Source organism: Massilia sp. METH4 (assembly GCF_037094685.1).
GTDB lineage: Bacteria > Pseudomonadota > Gammaproteobacteria > Burkholderiales > Burkholderiaceae_D > Rugamonas.
Map to the genome: position 1 here is coordinate 6,243,303 of NZ_CP146614.1, position 23,741 is coordinate 6,267,043.

29 protein-coding genes are annotated in these 23,741 nt (G+C 65.4%); 24 read left to right on the plus strand and 5 right to left on the minus strand.

The window, feature by feature from the left end:
* Positions 1–23 precede the first annotated feature (23 nt).
* From fliD to V6Z91_RS27265, 11 genes are all read left to right on the plus strand, one after another.
* The gene (gene fliD / locus V6Z91_RS27215; RefSeq protein ID WP_338763705.1) at positions 24–1,412 is read left to right on the plus strand and encodes a flagellar filament capping protein FliD; all 1,389 of its coding nucleotides are present in this window, start codon (positions 24–26) and stop codon (positions 1,410–1,412) included.
* Positions 1,413–1,441: 29 nt separating this feature from the next.
* On the plus strand, positions 1,442–1,831 hold the full coding sequence (gene fliS, locus V6Z91_RS27220) for a flagellar export chaperone FliS (RefSeq protein WP_338763708.1): 390 nt from the start codon (positions 1,442–1,444) through the stop codon (positions 1,829–1,831).
* Positions 1,824–2,135, plus strand: a complete 312-nt coding sequence (locus tag V6Z91_RS27225) for a hypothetical protein (protein ID WP_338763711.1) — start codon at positions 1,824–1,826, stop codon at positions 2,133–2,135. Before fliS ends, V6Z91_RS27225 begins: the two co-directional genes overlap by 8 nt.
* Positions 2,132–3,319, plus strand: a complete 1,188-nt coding sequence (locus tag V6Z91_RS27230; protein ID WP_338763713.1) for a flagellar hook-length control protein FliK — start codon at positions 2,132–2,134, stop codon at positions 3,317–3,319. The genes V6Z91_RS27225 and V6Z91_RS27230 overlap by 4 nt, the downstream gene beginning before the upstream one ends.
* 7 nt (positions 3,320–3,326) lie before the next feature.
* Positions 3,327–3,821: a flagellar basal body-associated FliL family protein gene (locus V6Z91_RS27235; protein ID WP_338763716.1), complete on the plus strand. Its 495-nt coding sequence runs from the start codon at positions 3,327–3,329 to the stop codon at positions 3,819–3,821.
* A 124-nt stretch (positions 3,822–3,945) separates the two neighbouring features.
* Positions 3,946–4,617, plus strand: coding sequence for a FliA/WhiG family RNA polymerase sigma factor (locus V6Z91_RS27240; RefSeq protein WP_338772078.1), 672 nt, complete (start codon positions 3,946–3,948; stop codon positions 4,615–4,617).
* Positions 4,618–4,648: 31 nt separating this feature from the next.
* Positions 4,649–5,542 carry a flagellar motor stator protein MotA gene (gene motA / locus V6Z91_RS27245; RefSeq protein ID WP_338763718.1) on the plus strand — a complete coding sequence of 298 codons (894 nt, stop codon included), beginning with the start codon at positions 4,649–4,651 and terminating at the stop codon, positions 5,540–5,542.
* Positions 5,526–6,500, plus strand: a complete 975-nt coding sequence (locus V6Z91_RS27250) for a flagellar motor protein MotB (RefSeq protein WP_338763720.1) — start codon at positions 5,526–5,528, stop codon at positions 6,498–6,500. The genes motA and V6Z91_RS27250 overlap by 17 nt, the downstream gene beginning before the upstream one ends.
* A 38-nt stretch (positions 6,501–6,538) precedes the next feature.
* On the plus strand, positions 6,539–6,808 hold the full coding sequence (flgM, locus tag V6Z91_RS27255; protein WP_338763723.1) for a flagellar biosynthesis anti-sigma factor FlgM: 270 nt from the start codon (positions 6,539–6,541) through the stop codon (positions 6,806–6,808).
* Between the two features lie 40 nt (positions 6,809–6,848).
* Positions 6,849–7,250 carry a flagellar export chaperone FlgN gene (flgN, locus tag V6Z91_RS27260; protein WP_338763726.1) on the plus strand — a complete coding sequence of 134 codons (402 nt, stop codon included), beginning with the start codon at positions 6,849–6,851 and terminating at the stop codon, positions 7,248–7,250.
* A 1-nt stretch (position 7,251) separates the two neighbouring features.
* The gene (locus V6Z91_RS27265) at positions 7,252–8,010 is read left to right on the plus strand and encodes a glucosaminidase domain-containing protein (RefSeq protein ID WP_338763729.1); all 759 of its coding nucleotides are present in this window, start codon (positions 7,252–7,254) and stop codon (positions 8,008–8,010) included.
* Between the two features lie 130 nt (positions 8,011–8,140).
* Here V6Z91_RS27265 and V6Z91_RS27270 read toward each other — a convergent pair whose 3' ends face one another.
* Both V6Z91_RS27270 and V6Z91_RS27275 read right to left on the minus strand, forming a co-directional pair.
* A complete protein-coding gene (locus V6Z91_RS27270; protein WP_338763732.1) occupies positions 8,141–8,386 on the minus strand; it encodes a hypothetical protein in 246 nt (81 codons plus the stop codon).
* A gap of 74 nt (positions 8,387–8,460) precedes the next feature.
* A complete protein-coding gene (locus V6Z91_RS27275; RefSeq protein WP_338763734.1) occupies positions 8,461–8,796 on the minus strand; it encodes a helix-turn-helix domain-containing protein in 336 nt (111 codons plus the stop codon).
* 80 nt (positions 8,797–8,876) lie between these two features.
* Here V6Z91_RS27275 and V6Z91_RS27280 point away from each other — a divergent pair, with 80 nt between their 5' ends.
* Positions 8,877–9,329 (plus strand): nuclear transport factor 2 family protein, encoded by a 453-nt coding sequence (locus V6Z91_RS27280; RefSeq protein ID WP_338763737.1) that lies wholly within the window; start codon positions 8,877–8,879, stop codon positions 9,327–9,329.
* A 230-nt stretch (positions 9,330–9,559) separates the two neighbouring features.
* On the opposite strand, the gene V6Z91_RS27285 is transcribed toward V6Z91_RS27280, so the two are convergent.
* Entirely contained in the window at positions 9,560–10,186 is a 627-nt protein-coding gene (locus V6Z91_RS27285; RefSeq protein ID WP_338763739.1) for a PEP-CTERM sorting domain-containing protein, read from the minus strand.
* Positions 10,187–10,349: 163 nt separating this feature from the next.
* Positions 10,350–11,060, minus strand: coding sequence for a flagellar basal body P-ring formation chaperone FlgA (flgA, locus tag V6Z91_RS27290; protein ID WP_338763741.1), 711 nt, complete (start codon positions 11,058–11,060; stop codon positions 10,350–10,352).
* A gap of 128 nt (positions 11,061–11,188) precedes the next feature.
* Here flgA and flgB point away from each other — a divergent pair, with 128 nt between their 5' ends.
* The 12 genes from flgB (at position 11,189) to V6Z91_RS27350 (ending at position 21,372) form a co-directional block, all read left to right on the plus strand.
* Positions 11,189–11,551: a flagellar basal body rod protein FlgB gene (gene flgB / locus V6Z91_RS27295; protein ID WP_338763743.1), complete on the plus strand. Its 363-nt coding sequence runs from the start codon at positions 11,189–11,191 to the stop codon at positions 11,549–11,551.
* Between the two features lie 110 nt (positions 11,552–11,661).
* On the plus strand, positions 11,662–12,078 hold the full coding sequence (flgC, locus tag V6Z91_RS27300; protein ID WP_338763746.1) for a flagellar basal body rod protein FlgC: 417 nt from the start codon (positions 11,662–11,664) through the stop codon (positions 12,076–12,078).
* 2 nt (positions 12,079–12,080) lie between these two features.
* Positions 12,081–12,794, plus strand: a complete 714-nt coding sequence (locus tag V6Z91_RS27305; RefSeq protein ID WP_338763749.1) for a flagellar hook capping FlgD N-terminal domain-containing protein — start codon at positions 12,081–12,083, stop codon at positions 12,792–12,794.
* A 12-nt stretch (positions 12,795–12,806) separates the two neighbouring features.
* Positions 12,807–14,009 carry a flagellar hook-basal body complex protein gene (locus V6Z91_RS27310; protein WP_338763752.1) on the plus strand — a complete coding sequence of 401 codons (1,203 nt, stop codon included), beginning with the start codon at positions 12,807–12,809 and terminating at the stop codon, positions 14,007–14,009.
* A 12-nt stretch (positions 14,010–14,021) separates the two neighbouring features.
* Positions 14,022–14,753, plus strand: a complete 732-nt coding sequence (gene flgF, locus V6Z91_RS27315; protein WP_338763755.1) for a flagellar basal body rod protein FlgF — start codon at positions 14,022–14,024, stop codon at positions 14,751–14,753.
* 145 nt (positions 14,754–14,898) lie between these two features.
* The gene (flgG, locus tag V6Z91_RS27320; protein ID WP_338763757.1) at positions 14,899–15,690 is read left to right on the plus strand and encodes a flagellar basal-body rod protein FlgG; all 792 of its coding nucleotides are present in this window, start codon (positions 14,899–14,901) and stop codon (positions 15,688–15,690) included.
* 32 nt (positions 15,691–15,722) lie between these two features.
* Positions 15,723–16,388, plus strand: coding sequence for a flagellar basal body L-ring protein FlgH (gene flgH, locus V6Z91_RS27325; protein WP_338763759.1), 666 nt, complete (start codon positions 15,723–15,725; stop codon positions 16,386–16,388).
* A gap of 8 nt (positions 16,389–16,396) precedes the next feature.
* Positions 16,397–17,503 carry a flagellar basal body P-ring protein FlgI gene (locus V6Z91_RS27330; protein WP_338763761.1) on the plus strand — a complete coding sequence of 369 codons (1,107 nt, stop codon included), beginning with the start codon at positions 16,397–16,399 and terminating at the stop codon, positions 17,501–17,503.
* Positions 17,503–17,907: a rod-binding protein gene (locus V6Z91_RS27335; RefSeq protein WP_338763764.1), complete on the plus strand. Its 405-nt coding sequence runs from the start codon at positions 17,503–17,505 to the stop codon at positions 17,905–17,907. The genes V6Z91_RS27330 and V6Z91_RS27335 overlap by 1 nt, the downstream gene beginning before the upstream one ends.
* A gap of 88 nt (positions 17,908–17,995) precedes the next feature.
* Positions 17,996–19,366 carry a flagellar hook-associated protein FlgK gene (flgK, locus tag V6Z91_RS27340; RefSeq protein ID WP_338763767.1) on the plus strand — a complete coding sequence of 457 codons (1,371 nt, stop codon included), beginning with the start codon at positions 17,996–17,998 and terminating at the stop codon, positions 19,364–19,366.
* Positions 19,367–19,376: 10 nt separating this feature from the next.
* Complete coding sequence (gene flgL / locus V6Z91_RS27345) at positions 19,377–20,273, plus strand: flagellar hook-associated protein FlgL (protein WP_338763769.1); 897 nt, start codon at positions 19,377–19,379, stop codon at positions 20,271–20,273.
* A 37-nt stretch (positions 20,274–20,310) separates the two neighbouring features.
* Positions 20,311–21,372, plus strand: a complete 1,062-nt coding sequence (locus V6Z91_RS27350) for a hypothetical protein (protein ID WP_338763772.1) — start codon at positions 20,311–20,313, stop codon at positions 21,370–21,372.
* A 143-nt stretch (positions 21,373–21,515) separates the two neighbouring features.
* Here V6Z91_RS27350 and V6Z91_RS27355 read toward each other — a convergent pair whose 3' ends face one another.
* Positions 21,516–23,705 (minus strand): EAL domain-containing protein, encoded by a 2,190-nt coding sequence (locus tag V6Z91_RS27355; RefSeq protein ID WP_338763775.1) that lies wholly within the window; start codon positions 23,703–23,705, stop codon positions 21,516–21,518.
* Positions 23,706–23,741 lie beyond the last annotated feature (36 nt).

The window sequence follows — 23,741 nt, forward strand, 5'->3', positions numbered from 1 at the left end:
CATAATTTCCCAGGAGCATTAAAATGGCGCTCAATTTCCCGACGTACGACCCGAAGACCACCGCGACCCAGCTGGCGACGATTTCGATCCAGGATCGCCAGTCCATGCTCACGCAGCAAAATGCCACCGCGACCGCGACGGACAAGGGGCTGACGACGCTGAAGTCGGCCATGTCGGCATTCGAGACCGTGATGTCGAGCCTGTCGACGAAAAAGACGGTGCTGGCCACGACCGCCACGTTCAGCGGGGCCGTAGGCACGGCAACGGCCAGCGCCACTGCGACGGCGGGCAGCTACTCGTTCTACGTCGAGAAGCTGGCCACCGCCAACCAGGCGCAGTACAGCGGGATCGCCGACACGACGCCGATGTCGGAAGCCGGCACGATGAACGTGACCGTGGGCAGCACCACCTTCGCCGTCGACCTGACCCAGGCCGACAAGAGCGGCGACGGCATCCTGTCCGTGAAGGAACTGGCCGGCGCGATCAATGCCGCCAGCGGCAATACCTCGAAGGTCACGGCGTCGACGATGACGATCGGCGGCGTGCCGACGCTGGTCATGTCGGCCAACGAGACGGGTGCCACCAACACGGTGTCGATCGATGCCAGCGGCCTGCCGGCGGGCGCGCTGCGCACCGCCCTCTCCGACCCGACCAAGCGCAAGGACCTGGTGACCGCGCAGGACGCCGTCATCTATCTGGGCGACAAGGCAACCGGCACCAAGATGCAGCAGGCGTCCAATACGTACACGGCCGTCGATGGCGTGTCGATGACGTTCACCAAGGCGCAGGCCCCCGGCGAAGCACCGGTGACCCTGACGGTGGCGTCCGACAATGGCGGCACCGCCGCCAACCTGCAGAGCTTCGTGGACGGCTGGAACAAGCTCGTCAACACGCTGAAGACGCTGACGGCTTCCGGCAGCGTGACCGACGGCACCGAACCGGGCGTGTTCCATGCGGACTCGGGCATTACCGCCCTGCGCACGCGCATGCAGGCGATGCTGCGCCAGGAAGTGGGCGGCGTGTCGCTGGTGCACTTCGGCATCACTGGCAACCGCGACGGCACGCTGTCGCTGGACACGACGCGCCTGAACAAGATGCTGGCCAAGAGCCCGGACGCGCTGGACGCGATCATGGGCAACAACAGCCTTTCCGCGCCGAGCGGCGTCATGGGCGACCTGGACAAGCTGCTCAACGTCTGGACCGACTCGACCGACGGCCAGATCGCCAAGCGCCGCGAGGTGGTGGCGGACCTGCAGAGTTCCCTGCTGGTGCGCCAGGCGCGCCTCGACCAGCAGTATGAATCGGCTTACATGCGCTACCTGAACCAGTTCTCGAACCTGCAGGCGCTGCAGTCGCAGATGGAAGGCAATTCCAATATTTTCGATGCCCTGCTGTCCAAGGACGACGACTGACGGGCCCCAACAGTCTTTATGGTGACCACATGATGAATCTCGATGCTTATGGCGAATACCACGCGACCAACCTGGATGCGCAAACCGCGCGTGCCTCGCCGGTCGAGCTGGTGCTCGTGTTGACCGATGGCTTGCTGGAAGAGCTGGCGCGCGCGCGCGGCCATATCGTCGGGCGGCGCTATGAGCAGAAAGCGATCAGCCTGGACAAGTGCACGCAAATCATCAACGGCCTGTCCAGTTCGCTGGACTTCGACAATGGCGGCGAAGTCGTCGCCAACCTGGGCCGCCTGTACGACTATTGCGTGGCGCGGCTGTACCGCGCCGGGATGGATCTGGACCCCACCATCATCGACGAAGTCGTCGCCCTGCTGACGACGATCAAGCAAGGCTGGCTTGGCGTACAGGCCAAGCATGGCTAGGCAACAGCAGTTGCTGCGCCTGGCGCAGCAGGTCGCGGCCGCCACGGCCGCGGCCGACTGGAAGGAGCTGGGTGCGCTCGATGCGCAGCTGGCTGCCATCCTGCCCGTACTGGCCGCCCAGGGCATCTGGACGGCGGGCGAACGCTCGGCCCTGGTTGCCCTGCGCCAGCAGCACCGGGACGCCATGCAGAAAGTGCGCGCGGCCAACTGCGAACTGGGCAAGCAGCTGCAGCAGATGAATACGCATAAAGAGGGCTGGCTCGCTTACGCCCTCGACAATGATTTCGCTGGAACCAATTCATGATGATCAATATCCCTTCCGCGCCGGGTGGCGCGGCCGCGGCGCAAAACGCGCTGCCTGGCGCTGCCATGGGCGGCGCCGCCATTGCTTCCTCTTCCGCCGCGGAAGGTACGCCTGGTGTCACGGCCGACGGCGCGGGCATGCCCGCGCTGTTCTCCCAGCTGCTGGACGTTGCCGGCCTGGCCGTGCCCACCGGTGCGGCTGCCGAAACGGCTGCCCCGGCCGCCACCGGCGAGGCGCTGGACGGTGAAGCGGCCGGGCAGTCGGGTGCGCAGCCTGTCGACATGGGGCTGGCCGCCATGATGCCGGTCGTGCATTTCGCTGTGGCGCAGGCCCCGGCCGCGCTGGCCGTGGCCAAGGGCACCGCCCAGGCCGAGGCTGCTGCGCAACCGCGCGGGGCAGCGTTCCTCGTCGCGGATGCCGCCGGCGCGCGCCAGGCCGCCGCCGACGCCATCACGGCGAATGTCGCCGCCACGCCGCTGGCCGCGCGCCTGCTGCAGGGCATGCTGCCCGCGGCCGGCGAAGCCGCGCTGCCGAAGGCCGGCGCCGACGTGCGCCAGGCTGCGCCCACGGCCGGCAATGCCGCTGGCGGCACGGCCACGCAGGCGGCCGCGACGGCAACCCTGCTGGCCGCGCAGGATGGCTCCACCCAGGCCGGCACCGATGGCCAGGGCAGCCAGCCGCAAGGCGACAATGGCGCAACGTTCCGCGGCGTGATGGCTGCCTCGGCGCCGGTCGCCGGTGCGGCCGCGCCGGCCGATACGGTGAAGCTGGCCGGCGCGCCGGAGCAGTGGCAGCAACCGCTGCGCGCGGCGTTGGGCGATCGTTTGCAAGTTACCCTTCAGAAAGGGAACGATCAAGCCGTTATCCGCCTTGAGCCGCCCAACTTGGGCAGCATCGAGATCTCGATCCGCCAGACCGCCGGCGCGCTGCACGTCAGCATGTCGGCCACGCACGGCGAAGTCGTGCGCCAGCTGAACGCGGTGGGCGATTCGATGCGCCAGGACCTGTCGCAGCGCCAGTACGGCGATGTGGCGGTGACGGTTTCGCAAGCTTCATCGCGCTCCTTCGCCGACAGCGAAGGCCGCGGCCGCCAGCCCGAGCGGGAAGCTGAGCAACGCGGCCCCGGCCGCGCGCTGAACGAGGGCGATGAAACCAACACCACCTTCGCCATGCTGCGGGAGTAAGACGTAAATGAACAAGAAGCTGATCATCATCATCGTGGCCGTGGCCCTCATCTGCGCCGGCGGCGCGGGGGCCGCCGTGTACTTCCTGGCACCGCCGAAGGGCGAGGCTGCGGAGGCCGACAAGCACGATGGCGACAAGAAAACCAAGAAAAAGAAGAAGGAAGACGACGAGGAAGAAGCCGGCCCGATGAAGTACCTGACGGTCGAAAAGGTCATCGTGATGCTGCGCCGCTCGCCCAACGAGACGGTGCCGCACTACCTGTCCGCCGACCTCGTGGTGGCCGTGCCGGTGAAGAAGGAGAAAGATGCCAAGGAGCACCTGCCGCTGCTGCGCAGCGTGGCCGTGCGCACGCTGTCTTCGCTGCCGATGGACAAGGCGCAGGCGATGACGATCGATGAATACGCCGAGGCGCTGAACAAGGCGTTCGAGGAAGAGTACGAAAAAGACGAGCGCGAGCAGCCGTTCAAGGAAGTCATGATCGGCAAGCTGATCCTGGAATAAGGAAGCCAGCCCCATGGTATATGCAGCAACCGAATCCTCCGCCGGGAATTACGGCGGCGGCTATGCCGAGAGCTACGGCGAAAGCTATGGCGAAAGTTATGAAGTGCGGGCCGGCGCGCAGCCCATGTCCGCCAAGGACGAGCAAAAGCACCTGACCGCGTATGCGCCGCTGGTCAAGCGCATCGTGCGCCAGCTCAATTCGCAGGTCGGCGGCGCGATCGACCGCGAAGACATGGAACAGATCGGCCTGATGGGCCTGCTCGAAGCGCTGCGGCGCTACGGCGAACCGGATGCGGCGTTCGGCAGTTTCGCCAGTCTGCGCGTACGCGGGGCGATCCTGGACGAGCTGCGCCGGCAGGATTGGCGCCCGCGTGCGGTGCGCCAGCAAAGCCACAAGCTGCGCGACGGCGTGCGTGCCCTCACCCGCAAGCTGGGCCGCGAGCCGACCGAAGCCGAGGCCGCCGCCAGCCTGGGCATCACGGCCGAGGAATACATGGCTTACCAGCTCGATGAAAACGCCGAGGTGATGGCCAGTTTCGACGACATGCTGCAGGAAGGCGCCGCCGAAGGCAGCGCCGGCAGCGCACCGAGCCCGGAAGAGCAGCTGATGGTGCGGCGCAGCCTGGAACAGGCCTTGAACGGCTTGAACGAACGCGAGCAGCGCGTGGTGCAGATGTACTACGAATTCGAGCTCAGCTACAAGGAAATCGCCGCCGTGCTGGACCTGACGGATGCGCGTGTGTGCCAGCTGAACAAGGCGGCACTGAACAAGATGAAAGCCGTGCTGCAGGGTTAACCCGCCGGCACCACAAGAAAGGGAATACACCATGCAGCAAATCGTTGGCCTCATCATTATTTTCGGCAGCGTGTTCGGCGGCTACATGCTGATGGGCGGCACGTTCGCCGCCATCTGGCACCCGATCGAGATCCTGGTGATCGCGGGCGCCGGCGCCGGCGCGCTGGTGCTGGGCAATCCCGGCCACATCCTGCACGAACTGTCGCACCAGCTGAAGAAAATCATCGTGCGCAAGAAGTACGATTCGGAATTCCAGCGCCAGCTGCTGCTGCTGATGTACGAACTGCTGCAACTGGCGGCCGGCGGCCTGAAGGCGCTGGACGCGCACGTGGAAGCACCGAAGGACAGCCCGATCTTCCAGCGCTACCCGGCCGTGCTGGAAGAGCCGAAGCTGCTGGCGTTCATCGTCGACAACTTCCGCCTGATGGCCATGGGCAAGATCAACGCGCACGAGCTGGAAGGCGTGCTGGACCAGGAACTGGAACTGATCCACGAGGAATTGACGCAGCCGGCCAAGTCGCTGGGCAAGATCGGCGAGGCGATGCCGGGCTTCGGCATTCTGGCGGCCGTGCTGGGCATCGTGATCACGATGGGTACCGTGGGCGGCGGCGCCTCCTCGGGCGAGATCGCCGAGAAGGTCGGCGCCGCCATGGTGGGTACCTTCATCGGCATCTTCCTGTGCTACGGCCTGATCGACCCGATCTGCAATATGCTCAAGCAGCTGGTGGGCGAGGAAGCGGGCGCGCTGGAATCGGTGAAGGTGGTGCTGGTGACCCACGTGGCAGGCAAACCGGCCCTGCTGGCGATCGACGCCGGCCGCCGCCTGGTGCAACTGAACACGAAGCCGAGCTTTGCCCAGCTGGAAAGCTGGATCAATGCGATGGAAAGCGGTGAAAGCGGAGGTGGCCGTGCAAAAGCCGCATGACAAGCACCATGAAACCACCATCGTCAAGCGTGGCGGCGGCAAGCACGCGCACGACGACCATGGCGGCGCGTGGAAGGTGGCCTTCGCGGACTTCTGCCTGGCGCTGATGTGCCTGTTCCTGGTGCTGTGGCTGATGGCGGCGCGCAACACCGAGAGCCTGCAACAGATCCTCACCCAGGCCGACGGCAACAAGACCGACCAGGGCAAGGGCGTGATGCCGGAACAGGTCGGCGGTCCGCGCGGCAGCCTGATCGAACGCTTCCCCATGCCCCGCACCGGCAATTCCGACGTGCAGGGCAAGGAAGAGCAAAGCACCCAGCAGAATCCGCAACAGGCGCCGTCGAAGGTGGCCTACGAAACGCGCGATGACCTGGCCCAGCTCGCCAAGGCGCTGCAACAGATGAGCCAGGATGCTGGACTGAAGAGCAATCTGCAGTCGGTGATCACGCCGTATGGCCTTCGTGTCATGTTGCACGATACCGACAAGCAAGGCATGTTTGTGCGCGGCAGTGCGATTCCAACCGGGAAATTCCAGTCGCTAATGCGTAAAATGGGACCCTTGTTTGCACGCATGAAGAACCAGATGCTGATCGTGGGGCACACGGACTCGTTGCAGTACCAGGACACGAGCCACGCCGCCTTCTCCAACTGGAACCTGTCGTCGAACCGCGCCATGTCCGCGCGGGCTCAACTGCTCGCCGGCAGCATGCCGGCCGACAGCGTGCTGCAGGTGGTCGGCATGGCCGACCGCGCACCACTCGACAAGAAGCATGCCACGGCTGGCGTGAACCGCCGCATCGAACTGCTGATCCTGACGAGCAACCAGGCCAGCGCGGTCGCTTCCATGTTCGGCATGCCGGGCAATACCGAGTCGATCGCTCCGCAAGTCGAAGCGGAAATGCCGGATACGAGCGAATTGAAGCGGCTGCGCGAGCAGATGCTGCCGGGCGGAAGGTAACGGACATGGCAATTCAAACCAAGGCAAGAGGCCAACGTATGCGAATCTCCAGTGGGACCCCGGGCGTGATGCCCGTCCAGACCGTCACGGAAACCGCCGCGGCGGAGGCGCCGAAGGCTGCCGCCCCGGCGGCCAGCGCAGCCCTGCAATCCTCGGTGCTCCAGCCTGCCATGCAGGCGATGAAGGAGTTGCCCGACTTCGACCACGAAAAGGTGGCGATGCTGCGCGACGCGCTCGCCAAGGGCGAGCTGCCGTTCAACGCCGGCAAGCTGGCCGGCGTGATCCAGCGCTTCCACGGGGGTCAATGAAGTGGATGCAGCGGTACGTAGTGCCAGCCGGCAGCAGGCGATGACGCAATTGCTGCAGGGCGTGGCCGACGACATGGCGGCTTACCGCACCCTGCTCGACCTGCTGGAACGGCAGTTTTACGCGGCGATCCGCCACCAGCAGGAAGAGCTGGGCCAGCTGGCTGCCGAGATCGGCGCGCTGGTCGACACGATGGAAACGCGGCGCGCCGCGCGCGTGGAACTCGCCACGCGGTTGACGGGCGCGAACCCGTCGATGACGCAAGTGTTCGCGCTGCTGCGCCCGGAAGCGCGCACCCGCCTGGAAGCGGACTGGCAGGCGCTCGAGCGCATGGTGCTGGCGGCAAAGGATGCCGGCAAACGCAATGGCGAATTGCTCGCCGAACAATACACGATCATGCAGCGCGTGCTGCATGGCGACAACCAGACCTACGAGCCGGCCTGACATGACGTTCTCCACCCTGCCCACCCAGGCCACCGCGCCGACCGTGTCGAACATGACGGCGACGCGCCCGGCCTTGCCCGCCGCGTTTTCGAGCGGCGGCAGCGGCTTCTCGGCGGCCTTCCAGTCCGTGCAGGCCGACGTGGCGACCTTCATCGCCCAAGGTGGCGGCGCGTCGCTGTCCGGTCCGGACACGCCCCTCACCGCCGACGGCGCCGCGCTGCGTGCCCGCCTGGCCAGCCAGGCGATCGGCGGGACGGAAGCGGGTACCGCCGTCGACGACGGCAACGGCATCGACGGCGATGCCCAGCAGCGTTTCCTCGCCACGATCCGCCCCCATGCCGAAGCGGCCGCCGCCCGGCTGGGCGTCTCGCCGGACATCGTGGCCGCCCACGCCGCGCTGGAATCGGGCTGGGGCCAGCGCCCCTTGCGCAACGGCACGGTGGACACCAACAACCTGTTCGGCATCAAGGCGGGCGGTTCCTGGCAGGGCGATGTCGCCGCCAACCTCACCACCGAGTACGAGCATGGCGCGGCCGTGAAGAAGGTCGAGAAGTTCCGCAGCTATCCGGACCAGGCCACCGCCTTCCGCGACTATGCCGAACTGCTGGCTTCTAACCCGCGCTACCAGAAGGCCTTGAACGCCGGCAGCGATGCGCACGCGTTCGCCACCGGCCTGGCGCGCGGCGGTTATGCCACCGACCCGGCCTATGCGCAGAAGCTGACGCAGCTGGCCGCGAAGATTGCGCGGACCGAGTATTGAGGCGGTAACGTCTCGACAGGAAGCGGGCCGAGGCCCGCTTTTTTAATGGCGCTGTTCGCGGACGCTAGGCTTCCCCTAATCACGGAACTTCTGGATCCGGTCGCTGTCAGCGCCTTTTCAATGGGTCCGCTCAGCGCGCTTGCTGCACGGTGCCCTGGTCATACTGGTCGTCATCGGTCTCGCTGGGCGGCATCGTGCTCTGCTGGCTCGATTGCTGGCCGGACTGCTGGCTGCCCTGGTTCACGCCCTGCCCCACCGTGGCGCCGATATCGCCGGTGCCATCGGTGCCAGCGCCGGCGGTACCGTCCCTCGTCCCGTCACCCGTGCTCTGCTGATTACGTCCCTTGTCGTCCTTGCTTTCGCTTTGCATCGACATGCTGTCCTCCGTTGTGATGAACCATGGGGCAATGGTAGATGGGCAGCAGTCTTTCAACGATAGTCCTGGAGCGGCTACGGGTGTAGGACGCGATCCAGTTCGCCGCGGGGGACACGGTTGGCATTGCCCCAGTCACACAATGGCTGCAGTGCCAGTGCCAAGCTTTGGCCGAAATCGGTAATCGTATATTCCACCCTGGGCGGCACTTCCTGGAAGTCGTGCCGTGTCACGATCCCGTGCTGCACCAGGTCGCGCAGTTGCTGGATCAGTACCTTCTCGCTGATACCGTCCACCAGGCGCTTGAGCTCACCGAACCGGCGCGGCGCCGAATGCAGGTGAAACAGCAGGATCGGTTTCCATTTTCCGCCAACGTAATGCAGGGCCACATCGAGGCCGCAAATCGGTTCCATCACGACTCCACTTACCTTTAGGTAGGTACTAGTCTATCCGAAAGCACCACCCTAGAATGGCTGTTTTCAGGAGGAATCTCATGAGCGAAAATGAACGCATCATCCGCAGGCTGTACCAGGTAGCCGAGGACAAGGACTTTGCCGCGTTTGCCGATCTGTTCGGCGATGACGGGCTTTTCGTGGACATGTCGTCCGGTGCCACCTTCAGGGGCAAGGACACCGGCAAGCCTGTCGCACTCTATGCCGCGGCATTTCCGGACATGCACCGGGAACTGGGGCGCTTCATCGAACACGGCAATACCATCGTTGTCGAGCTGACTCTGAACGGGACGCACGAGGGCGAGCTGGTGTTATCCCACGGCCGGATTGCGCCCACCCATCGCAAGATCGAAGTGCCGTGCTGCGATGTGTTTGTCATCGAGGAAGGCAAGGTTGCCCTGTTCCGTTGCTATAACCTGGCTTCGGTTCTTTTTGCGCAGCTGGGCGTGCTGGAGAACTTGTCTGCGGCAGTGGCGCTCAATGATGAAGGTTGAGGACGCTGTAAGCCGCGTATGCCGTGGACTGAACGGCAGCGATCGTGGCGGGAGCAGCCGCTCGGCATTATTCGGATCCGACGGAATCATTTTTGGCGCGATCCGAATGGCGATACTTGGCCAGAAGCGATGGAAGAAAACCCAGGGTACATGCAATTCCCCGGTCGGGCGGCTAACTCACTCTGGCGCCTGGCGGCGAAGCATGGCCCTCCGCCGCCAAGCTCCGTTGATCAGGCGCGGCCCTTCCACCGCATTGCCGCACCCGTGACGAACAGCCCCGCCAGCAGCATCGCGTAGGTGCCCGGCTCCGGAATCGGCGTCGTCACGATATCGCGCCCGAAGATCGTCACGTTCGAGTAATCCGGCGTGTTGCCCGCCCCCACCGTCCACTCGATGCGCCAATCCCCTTGCAACGTTTCGCCGGGCATGATGATTTGGTTGTCGAACAGCCACGCGCCACCCTGGTTGCCGGCATGCAGCGCGAACACGAGGTCGAGCGTGATGATATCCAGGGCGCTCGTGTTGGTGACGGTCCATTGGCCGCCGTCGCCATCGGTGCCCGTGATCGTGAAGGTCAGGGTACCCGTGTTGGCGAAGCCCTCATTCAGGTCGGCCCTGTCGAGCAATTCGAATTCGCCCGTGCCATAGGCATCGAACGTGGTGCCGAAGCCGCTCGTGTCCCCGTTCGGCCCGGCATGCGGGTTCCAGCCAGCCTGGTAGGCAAAAGCGTCGGCTGGCTGGCCGTCGAGCGTGACATCGTCCACGCTGGCGTCGCCGATGGCGGCATGGGCGTTGAAGGACACGGCAAAGACAAGGATGGCCGCCGCCGCGGCCAGTCGCTGTGTGAGCGATTTCATGTGGTTCTCCCCGAAAGTCGATGCCGGAACCGCGGCTGCGATCGCTACGGCATTCGCATCCAACTTAGCAGGCGAACCGCTGAGCAAAAGCCCTACCGGAAGCAGGCTTGACCTCGCTCCAAGCCACTGTTCTACAAGGGAAATATGACTTTCGAATGCGCAATCAATCGGCCGGCTCGACCTGGCCCATTTCCGTCACGCGGGCGCGAATCGTCACGCCGCTGGCATTCTTGACCCGGATCGTGGCGCCCCGCCCTCCGCCGTCGAGCGCTTCGCCGGCCATGCTCACTTCGATCTGGTCGGACTTGGCCACGATGCGCACCGCGTCGCCCCGTTTCACGAGCGTGGGTGCGACGAGCATGTTTTGCCGGAGCACGTCGCCGGCACGGATGGTGCGGCGCGTTGCCATGTCCTGCACGGCCGTCAAATCCGAGAAACTGTCCGGCATGCCGCTGATATCGTGGCGCTCCAGCAACACATCCTCGGCGGAGAGAATCTTACCTGTTGACAAGTCATTTGCCGCAACGGCCACCTTCGCGGAAATCTTCGCGCGCGTGACGAATTCATAACGCCAGCCTCCCTGGTCTGGACAAATCGCCACGAAGCGCATGCGCGCCGGGGTGCGCACATCGGCCGGCTCCACTCTGGGCGGCTGCGCGCAGGGACCGATGGGCCTGGTATTTCGCACAACCTCGACCGTGAATTGGGGCTCGGCCCAATTTGCCAGCTCGGCATGCCTTTTCAACTGTTCCTGTGCCGCCTGTTGTACCTGGGCGACAAGCCGCTCGGGCGTCACTGTTGCTGCCGCCGAAAACTTGATGGTGCCGATGAGCAACAGCGAGACGATCCGGGTTACAATGCGTTTGTTGAACATGGGCAACACCTCAAGCTTTGGTTTCATTCGATGAAGGTGGCTGCAATGTTTCATGCCAGCCGGCCGCCATTTTACATGGGCAGCCCCGCCGCCGCCGCGTAAGGCGGCTCGTCTCACAGGAGGAATCAATGGGAATCAACTTCAAGGAAGCACTGGGCGCCAGCGCCGACGCGCTTCACCTGCGGGCGGAACGTACCCGCATCCTCGCCTCGAACATCGCCAACGAAAACACGCCGGGCTTCCAGGCCCAGGATATCGACTTCGCCGCCTCGATGGCGCAGCGGCAGTCGGAAGACCAGGGCGGCCTCTCGTTGCTGAGCGACAGCGACCCGCTGTACCGCGTGCCCTTCCACCCGACGACGGACGGCAACACCGTCGAAATCGGCGTCGAGCAGGCCGCCTTCTCGCAGAACGCGACCGATTTCCAGACCAGCCTCACCTTCGTCAACATGAAGCTGCGCGGCCTGGCCAAGGCGATCAACGGTCAGTAATGCGGCCGATTGGCACGGTTGAAGAAAATTTCCGCCAGTAATGGTGAGTTTGTCATTCAGAAAGCCAGCGGCGCGTCGATAACCGCCCAGTCAGCCCAGCAGGAGCATCAATGAGTTTCAAGGACATTTCCCAGATTGCAGGTTCCGCGATGGCCGCACAGACGGTGCGCCTGAATACGGTCGCATCGAACCTGGCCAACGCCGATTCCGTTTCCGGCAACGAAAACGATACCTACCGCGCGCGCAAACCCGTGTTTGCCGCCGTGATGAACGAAGGCCCGAACGCCGAAGCCGCCGGCCGCGTGCAAGTGCTCGACGTGGTCGAGAGCGCCGAACCGCTGCGCAAGGTGTTCGAGCCGGACAATCCCCTGGCCAATGCCGACGGCATGGTGTTCTACCCGAACGTCAACCAGGTGGCGGAGATGACGGACATGATGTCCGCCTCGCGCGCCTTTGAAACGAATGTCGAAGTGCTGGGCCGTATCCGCGGCATGCAGCAATCCCTGTTGAAACTGGGCGAAGGCTGATCATGGAAACCAACCTCTTTACCACCCCGGCCAGCGCGGCGGCCAATACTGCTGCCACCGGTGGCACCCCGGCGGCGAATGGCGCCAAAGGCAGCGAAAGCCAGGAGATGTTCACCAAGCTCCTGGTGGCGCAGATCCAGAACCAGGATCCGCTGTCGCCGTCCGACCCGTCGCAGTTCGTGCAGCAGCTGACCCAGCTGTCGCAGACGGAAGCGCTGCAGAACCTGGCTTCGCTGACCAGCAACAATGCCAGCGTGCTGCAAAGCATGCAGGTGCTGGGCCTGGGCGCCCAGGTGGGCTCGGAAGTGATGACGAGCGCCACCTCGGTGCAGCTCGACGGCGCCAAGGTCAATGGCGCGGTCACGCTGGGCGCGAACAGCAGCAAGACGACGCTGGTGCTGACCGGCGCCGACGGCGTCGCCCATGAACTGGCGATGGGCCCGTTTGCCGCGGGCAGCACGCCATTCTCGATCGATCCGACGGCGATGGGCTTGCCGGCGGGTAACTACAAGATGCAGGTCGTCACTTCTTCGGGCGAAAACCCGCCGGTCGATATCGCCGGCCGCCTGAACAGTGTGCGCCTGGGCTCGAACGGCAGCATTGTGCTGAACATCGCCAACGTGGGCGAAGTGGCACCGAGCGCAATTACCGCATTCAACGGTAAATCCAACTCCACCGCTGTCGCCGCTGCCGGCGCCGCCACCTCCACTTTGTAACAAGGACCCGTCATGAGCTTCAATATCGCACTGTCCGGCATCCAGGCCGTCAACGAGCAGCTGAACAGCATTTCGAACAACATCGCCAACGCCAGCACCTACGGCTACAAGGCCCAGCGCGCCAACTTCGCGTCGATGTACGCCGGCACCCAGGCGACCGGCGTGCAGGTCGGCTCGACCACGCAGAACATCGGCCTGACGGGCGGCGTGCTGTCCACCGGCCGTTCGCTGGATGCGTCGATCAACGGCCGCGGCTTCTTCGTCAGCAAGACCGGCTCGGGCGAAACCGTGTACAGCCGCGTGGGCATCTTCACGAAGGACGGCTCGGACTACCTGGTCGACAGCGCCGGCCGCCGCGTGCAGGGCAACCAGCTGACCCCGGGCGTGGAATCGGACGGCGTGCCGGGCGACATCAAGGTGCCGACCCAGACGCTGCAAGCGAAGGCGACGACCGCGATCGACTTCTCGGCCAACCTGTCGGCCGACTGGAAGAAGCCGGCCGTGGCGTTCGATCCGACCAATCCGGATCCGGCCAGCTACAACATGACGAAGGTGACGCTGGCCTATGACAGCCAGGGCAAGAGCCACACCGTGAGCCAGTACTTCGCCCGTAGCGACGACGCGCAGAACAATGTGAGGGTGTACACGCTGGTCGACGGCCAGGCCCCGACCTCGGGCACCAACATCGAGCTCAACTTCGATTCCGCCGGCAAGCTGCTGAACAACCCGGCCACGCTGGACATGCGCTTCACGCCGGCCCCGGCCGCCGAGGTGGCCATCAAGCTCGACTATGAAGGCACGACCTTCCAGGCCGGCGAAGCCACCACGTCGGTCAACATCGCCGACGGCTACACGACCGGCCAGTACGTGGGCGTGGAACTGGCGTCGGACGGCAAGGTGATTGCCAAGTATTCGAACGGCGAACAGCAGGCCGTGGGCCAGATCAAGCTGGCCACGTTCTCCAACGAGGATGCGCTGATCCCGGTGAGCGACACCAGCTGGACCGCGAACGGCGCCGACGTCGGCACCGTGAGCCTGGACAACCCGGGCGCGAGCGTGGCCGGCGCCCTGTCGACCGCCACCCTGGAAGGCTCGAACGTGGATATCACGTCGGAGCTGGTAGGCCTGATGGGTTCGCAGCGCAATTACCAGGCGAACTCGAAGGTGATCACCACCGAGAACCAGATGCTGCAGTCGCTGATGCAGGCAATGTAAGGGCAGAGCTGAATGGATGCGCTGATCTATACCGCGATGAGCGGTGCCGAGCGGGCCCTGCGGGGCCAGCAGGTACACGCCAACAACCTCGCGAACATGGACACGACCGGTTTCAGGGCCAACCTGGAACTGGCGACCGCCCAGGCCGCTCCCGGCTACGGCTACGACGATCGCCACATGGCCACCTTGCAGGCCAACGCGATCTCGGGCAAGCAAGGCACGCTGCGCCCCACCGGCCGCGAGCTGGACGTGGCGATTTCGGGCGGCGGCTACTTCGCCGTCGAAGGCCCGACCGGTGAAGCCTACACCCGTGCCGGCGCGATCACGCTGGACCAGGATGGCACCATGACCGTCAACGGCATGGCGATCCTGGGCGAAGGCGGCCCGATCACGCTGCCGATCCACAGCAAGGTCGAGATCGGCCAGGACGGCACCGTGTCGATCCAGAGCCCGGGCGGCCGCGGCGAGATGCAGGTCATCGACAAGCTCAAGCTGGTCCGCGCCGAAGCGAGCGAGTTGACCAAGAACGAAGCGGGCCTGATCGTCTCGCGCGACGGCCAGCCGCTGATGACCGACAACACGGTCCAGGTGCGCCCCGGCCACCTGGAAGGCTCGAACGTGTCGGCCGTGGAAGAGATGGTCGCCACGATGAGCCTGACCCGCACCTTCGAAGTGCAGATGAAACTGTTCAAGGCCGCGGACGACATGACCCAGGCCGGCAACCGCCTCGTCGGCGGCGCCTAAATAAATTCCGTGCGGCACTAAAGTTGCCGCGCGGATTGCCGTATTCCAGAAAAACCGGTGACAGGCACCGGTTGTCCGGAAACATTCCAAAAAAATAGGTGCCTGTCACCGGTTTTCCCAAGAATTCCCCACCCAGGAGTATCGTATGAATCCAGCAATGTGGATCAGCAAGACCGGCGTGCAGGCGCAGGATGCCAAGCTGCAAGCCATCGCCAACAACCTCGCCAACGCGAACACGGTCGGCTTCAAGAAGGACCGCGTGGTCTTCGAAGACCTGTTCTACTCGGTCGAAGGCCAGCCGGGCGCGCAGCGCGCCGACAACAACACGCTGGCGCCGACCGGCGTGCAGCTGGGTAACGGTACCCACATGGTCGGCACCCAGAAGGTGTTCACCACCGGCAGCACCCAGATCACCAGCAACCAGTACGACGTGGCCGTGATGGGCAACGGCTTCATGCAGGTACGCCGCCCGAACGGCGAAGCCGCCTTCACCCGCGCCGGCCAGCTGGGCCTGGATGCGAACGGCGTGCTGATCAATGCGCAGGGCTTGCCGCTGGTGCCGCAGATCACCGTGCCGCCCAACGCCACCGCGATCACGATCGGCGAGAACGGCACCGTCACGGCCACCATTCCCGGCAATACGCAGCCGACGGAACTGGGCCAGCTGACCCTGACCAGCTTCATCAACCCGGCCGGCCTGCAGGCGCTGGGCGAGAACCTGTTCGCCGAAACCGCCTCTTCCGGCGCGCCGACCGAAGGCCGCCCGGGCGACGCCCAGTTCGGCAAGCTCAAGCAGGGCGCGCTGGAAGCCTCGAACGTGCAGGTCGTCGAAGAGATGGTCGACATGATCGCCGCCCAGCGTACCTACGAAATGAACACGAAGGTGCTGTCGGCCGCCGACAACATGCTGCAGTACCTGGCCGCCGCGGCCCGTTGATTTCTTTCACTTACACGAAGGTTTCGAGTCTGATGATCAAAGCGCAACTGTGCGCAATGGCCGCGATGCTGCTGGCCGGTTGCGCCTCCTCCCTCGCCCCGCCCGCCGTCCGTCCCGGTCCGTTCGACGAACCGCCGCAGGTGCGTTCGGCCGCCCCGCGCGGCTCGGCCGGCGGCGTGTTCGCCGTCGACAGCGGGCTGTCCCTCACGTCGGACAGCCGCGCCTTCCGCGTCGGTGACGTGGTGACCGTGATGCTGCAGGAAACCACCCAGGCATCGAAGAGCGCGGGCACCAAGCTGGGCAAGGACTCGGGCATTTCCGTCACGCCGCCTGGCCTGTTGGGCAAGACGTTCGGCAAGGGCGGCATCGACCTGTCGGCCGGCCACTCGTTCCAGGGCGACGCCCAATCCACCCAGCAGAACGCGCTGACCGGCGCGATCACCGTGGTGGTACAGGAAGTGATGCCGAACGGCCTGTTGAAGGTCGCCGGCGAAAAGGCGCTTACCTTGAACCAGGGCGAGGAATTCGTTCGCCTGCGCGGCTACCTGCGCGCCGCCGACATCGACGCCAACAACGTGGTGTCGTCGCAACGCATCGCCAACGCGCGCATCGCCTACTCGGCGCAGGGCACGCTGGCCGACACCAACACGCCGGGCTGGCTGCAGCGCTTCTTCCTCGGCCCCCTGATGCCGTTCTGAGGTCATCCATGAAAAAACTGTTTGCTTCGCTGATGGCTGCCGGTGCCCTCGTGCTGGCCGCGATGCCCGCGCAGGCGGCCCAGTCCCTGCGCAACCTGGTGGCGATCGAAGGCGTGCGGGAAAACCCGCTGGTCGGCTACGGCCTCGTGGTCGGCCTGAACGGCAGCGGCGACTCCACGCAGGTGAAGTTCGCCAGCCAGTCGGTCGTCAACATGCTCAAGCAGTTCGGCGTGAAGATGCCGGACGGTGCCGATGCGAAAAGCAAGAACGTGGCCGCCGTGATGGTGTCGGCCGTGTTCCCGCCCGGCTACCGCCGCGGCCAGCCGATCGATGTCACGGTGTCCTCGCTGGGCGATGCGAAGTCGCTGCGCGGCGGCGCCCTGCTGCTGACGCCCCTGCGCGCGGCCGACAATGAAGTGTATGCGCTCGCCCAGGGCAATGTGGTGGTGGGCGGCCTGTCCGCCGCCGGCAAGAGCGGTTCTTCGGTGACGGTGAACACGCCGACCGCCGGCCGCATTCCGAACGGCGCCATGATCGAGCGCGAAATCCCGACCGATTTTTCGACCAACGGCACGGTGCGCCTGTCGCTGAAGCGCCCCAGCTTCGAGACGGCGACCAATATCGTGGACTCGATCAACAAGAAATTCGGCAACATCGCCACGACCGAAGACGCAACCAGCGTTTCCGTGGTGGCGCCGGAAAACCCGACCCAGCGCGTGGCCTTCATGGCCAAGCTGGAAGGCATCCCGATCGAGGCAGGCCAGCAAAACGCGCGCGTGGTCTTCAATTCGCGCACCGGCACCGTGGTGATCGCCGAAGGCTTGCGCGTCAAGGCGGCTGCCGTCACGCACGGCTCGCTGAAAGTGGTGATCTCGGAAAGCTCCAAGGTCAGCCAGCCGAACGCCTTCGCGGGCGGCCAGACCGCGGTCACGCCGCAATCGAACGTGTCGGTGGACCAGAGCGGCCGGCCCATGTTCCAGTGGCCGCCGGGCGCCAAGCTGCAGACGATCGTGGACACGGTCAACAGCCTGGGCGCCACGCCGGACGACATCATGGCGATCCTGCAGGCGCTCGACCAGGCCGGCGCGATCGAAGGCGAACTGGTGGTGATCTGATGGATACCCGGTTCACCGCTCCCACCACCGCTGGTGGCGCCCTTGGCCTGAACGAAACCAGCTCCACGCTGCCGCAGGTGGTGGCGCCGGCCGCGACCGATCCGGCCGACGCCGCGCTGAAGAAGAAGGCCACCGAAGCGGCCGTGAAGTTCGAGAGCTTCTTCATCGGCCACATGCTCAAGCAGATGCGCAGCTCCACCAAGGAACTGGCAGGCGAGGACAGCATCTACAAGAGCTCGATCAACAGCGACATGCTGGACATGGCCGACAACATGGTGGCCGACCAGATGGCGAACCAGCGCGCCTTCGGCATCGCCGATGCAATCCTGCGCCAATTGCTGCCGGCCGCCCCGGCGCCCGCTGCGCCCGTCACCCCGGCACAAAAAATTTCCTCGAAGACTTAATGGCGGACGGTTCGCCGTCGCCTTGTGAAGTTAAGGGAAAGTCATCCGCCAGGCCCCGCCTGGCGGATCCACTTCGAACGGATCAGTCATGACCATCATTAATAACGCATTGTCCGGCGCTGTCGCCGCCCAGGCCGCGCTCAACGCGGCCAGCCAGAACGTGGCCAACCTGCAAACCAAGGGCTATACGCGCCAGGGCGTGCTGCTGGCCGCCGTCGCGCCCGGCATCGGCACGAAGCAGGCCGGCAATGGCGTGGAAGTCGCCGGGCTGCTGCGCATCTCGGACTCGTACAAGACGCAGCAGCTGTGGCGCGCCAACTCCGAGCTGGGCCGGTACTCGACGCAGCAACCCTACCTGACCCAGCTGGAGCAGGTGATGGGCGACAGCAAGTCGAGCCTGTCGTACAGCGTCGACAAATTCTTCCAGGCGCTGAACGCGGTCGGCGAAGAACCCACGTCGGCCCCGCTGCGCGGCCAGGTGGTGGCCCAGGCCGGCGCGCTGGCGGAAAGCTTCAACAGCATCTACCAGGTCACGCGCAACCAGCAGCTTTCCGTGCAGCAGCAGCGCGAGGCGATCCTGCCGAAGTTCAGCACGCTGACGGCGAACATCGCCTCGCTGAACCAGCGCATCACGGCCGCCGGCGCCACCGGCACCAACGTATCCGCCCTGATCGACGAGCGCGACCAGGCCATCGACAGCCTGGCCGACCTGGCCGCGATCGAGGTGCTGGAACAGCCCGATGGCAGCCGCGCGGTATCGCTCAAGTCCGGCCAGCCGCTGGTGGTGGGCAACCAGGCCGCCACGCTCGGCATCGACACCACGAGCGGTACGCCGAAGATGCAGGTGACGTTCGCCCGTTCCGTGTACGGCGTGGATGACGCGGCAATCGGCGGCCAGCTGGGCGGCCTGGGCGCCTTCGAAAAGAACATCCTGAAACCGCTGCAGGACTCGATCGTCTCGATGGCCGACCAGCTGGCCACGAAGATCAATACGCAGCTGGCCGCCGGCAAGGACGGCGCCGGCAATGCCGGCAAGCCGATGTTCGACATCAGCAGTACCGGCGCCACCGGCATCCTGTCCCTCGCGGCCGGCTATACCGCCGACGACCTGGCCCTGTCTTCCGACGGCACGCCGGGCGACTCCGGCAACCTGCAACTGCTGGTCGATATCAAGAACCAGACCATCACCCTGCCCTCCGTGGGCTCCGTGATCATCGGCGATGCCGACACGCAGATGGTCGGCAAGCTGGGCATCGACAGCCAGCAAAACAAGTCGCTGCTGAACACGGCGACGACGATCCGCCGCCAGGCGGAAGACGACTGGGCGGCAACGTCCGGCGTCAACCGCGACGAGGAAGCCATGAACCTCGTCGAGTTCCAGAACATGTACCAGGCCAACATGAAGGTCGTGGCGGTCGCGAACAGCCTGTTCGACGCAACCCTGTCGATGTTCGGCTAAGGAGTAAGCAATGCGTATCGCCAGCACCCAGTTCCACGCCACGCTGACCCGCTCGCTCGAGCTGAACCAGACGTCGGTATCCCGCCTGACCCAGCAGATGGCGTCCGGCGACCGTGTCATGCTGCCGTCCGACGATCCCATCGCCACGGTGCGCATGTCGCGCCTGATGCGCGAAGAGTCGATCATCGGGCAGTACCGCGAAAACATCGACGCGGTGAAGATCCGCCTGTCGAAGAACGAAGGCTACCTGTCCGGCATGATCGGCGACCTGACCGAAGTCCACGACATCATGGTGTGGGCGGCCGACGCCAGCAATACGCCGGACGACCTGAAGGCGATGGTCGACAGCCTGGTGGCGCTGCGCGACAGCATTGCCTACACGGCGAACACGCGCGACCAGGAAGGCAAATACCTGTTCTCCGGCACGCTGACCAATACGGCGCCGATCACGGTGACCGGCACCACGTACGCCTACGCCGGCAATGCTGGCGAGCAAAAGGTGGTGGTCGGCAATGGCATCACGCAAACGGTCAACGTCAATGTCGGCGGGCTGGAAGGGCTGCTGAACAAGATGAACCAGGCCATCGACGCGCTGCGCACCACGACCACCACGTCGTCCGACCCGGCACTGCGCACACTGATCGGCGAGACGATGACGATGGTCAGCAGCACGCAGGACCAGCTGGCCGGCAAGGTGGCCAAGCTGGGCGGCGCGCAGAACGTGCTCGCCACGCTCGACGATAACCATGCCAACGTGAGCCTGTCGAACAAGACGGCGCTGACCGAGCTGGGGCAGCTCGATTACGGTGTCGCAGCCACGGAACTATCCGGCTACAATATGGCCCTGCAGGCGACGTATCAGTCGTATTCCAAGATCAGCAATCTTTCTCTTTTCAACGTCCTGTAATCCCTTAGTTCAACCGACCAAGTCTTAACACATCGCAATGCAAATCATACAGCGCTCCAGCACTGCCGGAATCAGCAAGGATACGTCGGGTTCGACGACCGGGCTGGACCAGGCCGGCCTGGCAGGCGCTGCCCAGGGAAAAACGTCGGCCAACGGGCCGGCGCCGGGGGCGCCGGCCGCGCCCCCCACCCAGGCCGCGCCCGTGCGGCGCGGGCTGAGCAACTGGGACCAGCCCCTGCAGAACGATATCTCCAGCGCCCAGCAGGCGGTGGATTTCCTTGAACAAACGGCAGCACAGCTGCGCTCGCTGAAGACGGACCTTGCCGCCAAGCTCGCTTCGCGCCAGATGCGCGACGGCCAGCTCGAACAGCAGGTGCGCCAGTTTGCGGACACGTGGCGCAACCGCCGCGAAGTATCCGGCGGCTCGCTCGATGCTCAGCTCAAGTACAGCGGCTCGGAGCCGTCGAGCCAGCGCTTTACCGTGCGCGGCATGTCGCTGGCGAACCTGCGCAACGGCGCACGGGAAACGCTGGCCATTTCCGTCGGTGGCGGCGCGCAGGGATTGCGCTCCGTACACCTGTCGCCCGGGCTGTCCGACAAGGAAATCGTCAACCGCTTCGACCAGGCGCTCGGCCCCGTCGGCGTGCGCGTTTCCGCGAACGAGAATGGCGACCTGGTGTTTGCCACGGATGAAGCCAACTGGCCCGGCGTCCGCGATGCGATCGCCGTGCAGGGCAGCGGCATCCGCTTTCCCACCGGCCAGCTGAGCCGGCTGAAGGCGGAGCCGGAACAGCCCGCCGTGATGCCGGAGAACTGGGGCGTCGAGGATATCGAGTCGATGCGCGACACGCTGCAGCAAGTGATGCAGGCGCTGTCGCATGTGGAGCAGGCGCTGGCCAAGGTGCGCGGCGAGCTGAACACGGCCACGCAGCGCGCGGAACGCTCGATGCCCGATATCGAAGTGGCCGGCGTGGAAGACCTGGCCACGCGCTTCGCCCGCATTGCCAACGAGCCGGGCTACCAGTCGCTGCTGGCATTGACGTCGGCGCTGGTGGGCATCAACCGGGATCGCGTCGTTTCGCTGCTGAGCTTGCGCTGAGCTGCCTTGGTCCGAGCCGCCTCGGTGTCAGACACCTTTTCCGGCGCCCTTCCGGAAAAGGTGTCTGACACCGGTTTTCCCAAGCGACACCGCTTTTCTCAGGCACCACCGGTACTGTCCAGGAGCACCGGTTTGCCAGGCGTTCACCCCACCCCCAGCCTCCCCTGCCGCGCCAGCGCCAGCAACTCATCCGCCGGCGCCGGCCTGGCAAATACATACCCCTGCGCCAGATCGCACCCGGCGGCCTTCAGCAAGGCCAGTTGCGCCGTCGTTTCCACCCCTTCCGCCACCACTTCCAGCCCCAGCTTATGGGCCAGCAGGATGATTGCTTCGCACAGCGCCAGGTCGCCGGTGTCGCCCGTCAGGCCTGCCACGAAGCTGCGGTCGATCTTCAGATAGTCGATCTCGAACTGCTTCAGTTGCGCCAGCGCGGAGTGGCCGGTGCCGAAATCGTCCAGCGCAACCTGCACGCCCATCGCATGCAGGAGGCCCAGCCGCTCGAACACGTGGCTGGGCGGCTCGTTCAGCAAGTCCTCGGAAACGTCCACGACCAGGCTTTTCGGCGGGAGCTTCATGCTTTCCACGTAGGAAAGCCAGTCGTGCTCGTCGTCGCGCAACTGCGCCGACGTGAGATTGATGCTGACCTGGAACGGCCGCCCCAGTTCACGCTGCCACGCCAGCACCTGCTCCGCGGCCTGACGGAAGGCACGGTCGCCGATCTCGAGCAGCACGCCGGATGATTCCGCGCCAGCGATGAAGTCGGCCGGGTTCAGCAAGCCCCGCTCGGGGTGGCGCCAGCGCAGCAGCGCCTCGGCGCGTTCGACCACGCCCGTCTTCAGGTTCACGATGGGCTGGTAGAACAGCTCGAACTCGTGCCCTGCCGTGGCCCGGCGCAGGTCGGCCGCCAGCCGGGCGCGCTGCTGGGCAGCCGACTGCATGTCTTCGGTGAAATAGCTGTAGCGGTTGCGGCCGCCGTTCTTGGCGGCATACATCGCCTGGTCGGCATGGCGCAGCAATTCCTCCGCATCGGCCGCATCCGAAGGATACAGCGCGATGCCCACGCTGCCCGAGATATGCCCCTGTTCGCCGCCGGCGAGCTCGAACGGCCGGTTCAACACCGCGATCACGTCCTGCGCCACCCGCTCCGCGTCCTGGACGTGCGCGAGGCCGGGCAGGATGCTCACGAATTCGTCGCCGCCGATGCGGGCCAGCGTGTCCGTCGCGCGCATGCAGGCGCCCAGCCTGGCCGCGGCCTGCACCAGCAGGGCGTCGCCCTGCTGGTGGCCGAAGCGGTCGTTGATCTGCTTGAACTGGTCGAGGTCGATGAACAGCAGCGCGAGGAAGCTGCGTTCGCGGCGCGCCTTCTTCATCTCGTGGCGCAGCCTTTCCTGGAACATGTTCCGGTTCGGCAAGCCGGTCAACGTGTCAAAGTTGGCTTGCTGCCAGGCCAGTTCCGCCGATTCACGGTGCTCGGTGATGTCCGTTGCGAGCACCAGCGCACCGAGGAAACCGCCGTCGGCATCGAACAGCGGGTTCGCGGTCAGGTGCACCCACAGGGCACTGCCGTCGCTGCGCATGAATTTCAGCTCGTGCCGGCCCGGCATGCCTTCCTGCTGGCGCGCGATATTGCGTTCCAACACCGAGCGCCCTTCCGCATCGAGGAAGGATAGCAGCGGGCGGCCGGCCAGCGCATCGACCGGATAGCCCAGCATTTCGGCCATGCGCGGATTGACGAAGCTGGTGCGCGCTTGCGCGTCGAATTCCCAGATGCCTTCACGGGCGGTCTGCACGATGCGGCGGAAGCGCTCTTCGCTCTTTTCCAGCGCGGCCAGGCGCCCTTCGGCGGGCTCGACCGTCAGCCGCAAGGCACCGGCCGCCGCGCAGCCCAGCAGTGTGACCGGCACGCCACGGTCGCCCCGGTCCCGCTCCAGCTGCACGCCGCACCGGATCGGCTCCTGGCTGGCAAGCGCCTTCGCGGCGAATGCGTCGAAGTCGGCCAGGAAGCGCTGCGCCACGTAGGCGCGAAAGCGCTCGCGGCCGGCAGCTGCGCGGTCGATGCCCAGCAGGTCGGCACCCACCAGGTTCATTTGCAGGATCGTGGAATCGGGGTCGAGGAGGAAGGCACCCACCGGCGCCAGCAGGTACAGGTCGTCGAAACCGGCGCGTTCCCCGCCGGCGCCGTTCGGCACCCGCGGGAACAGGCCACCGCCACCCAGCGCGGCCAGCAAGCCTTCATGCGACAGCTCGGCCGGCAGGCCAGGCAGGAAGGCGCCTGACGCGTCCGGCGGCCGGACGACTGGCAGGGAATTGGGCGCGGGCGTGGGGTTGTCCATGGCGTGATGAAACCCTCATGAGAATCGACTGTCGTG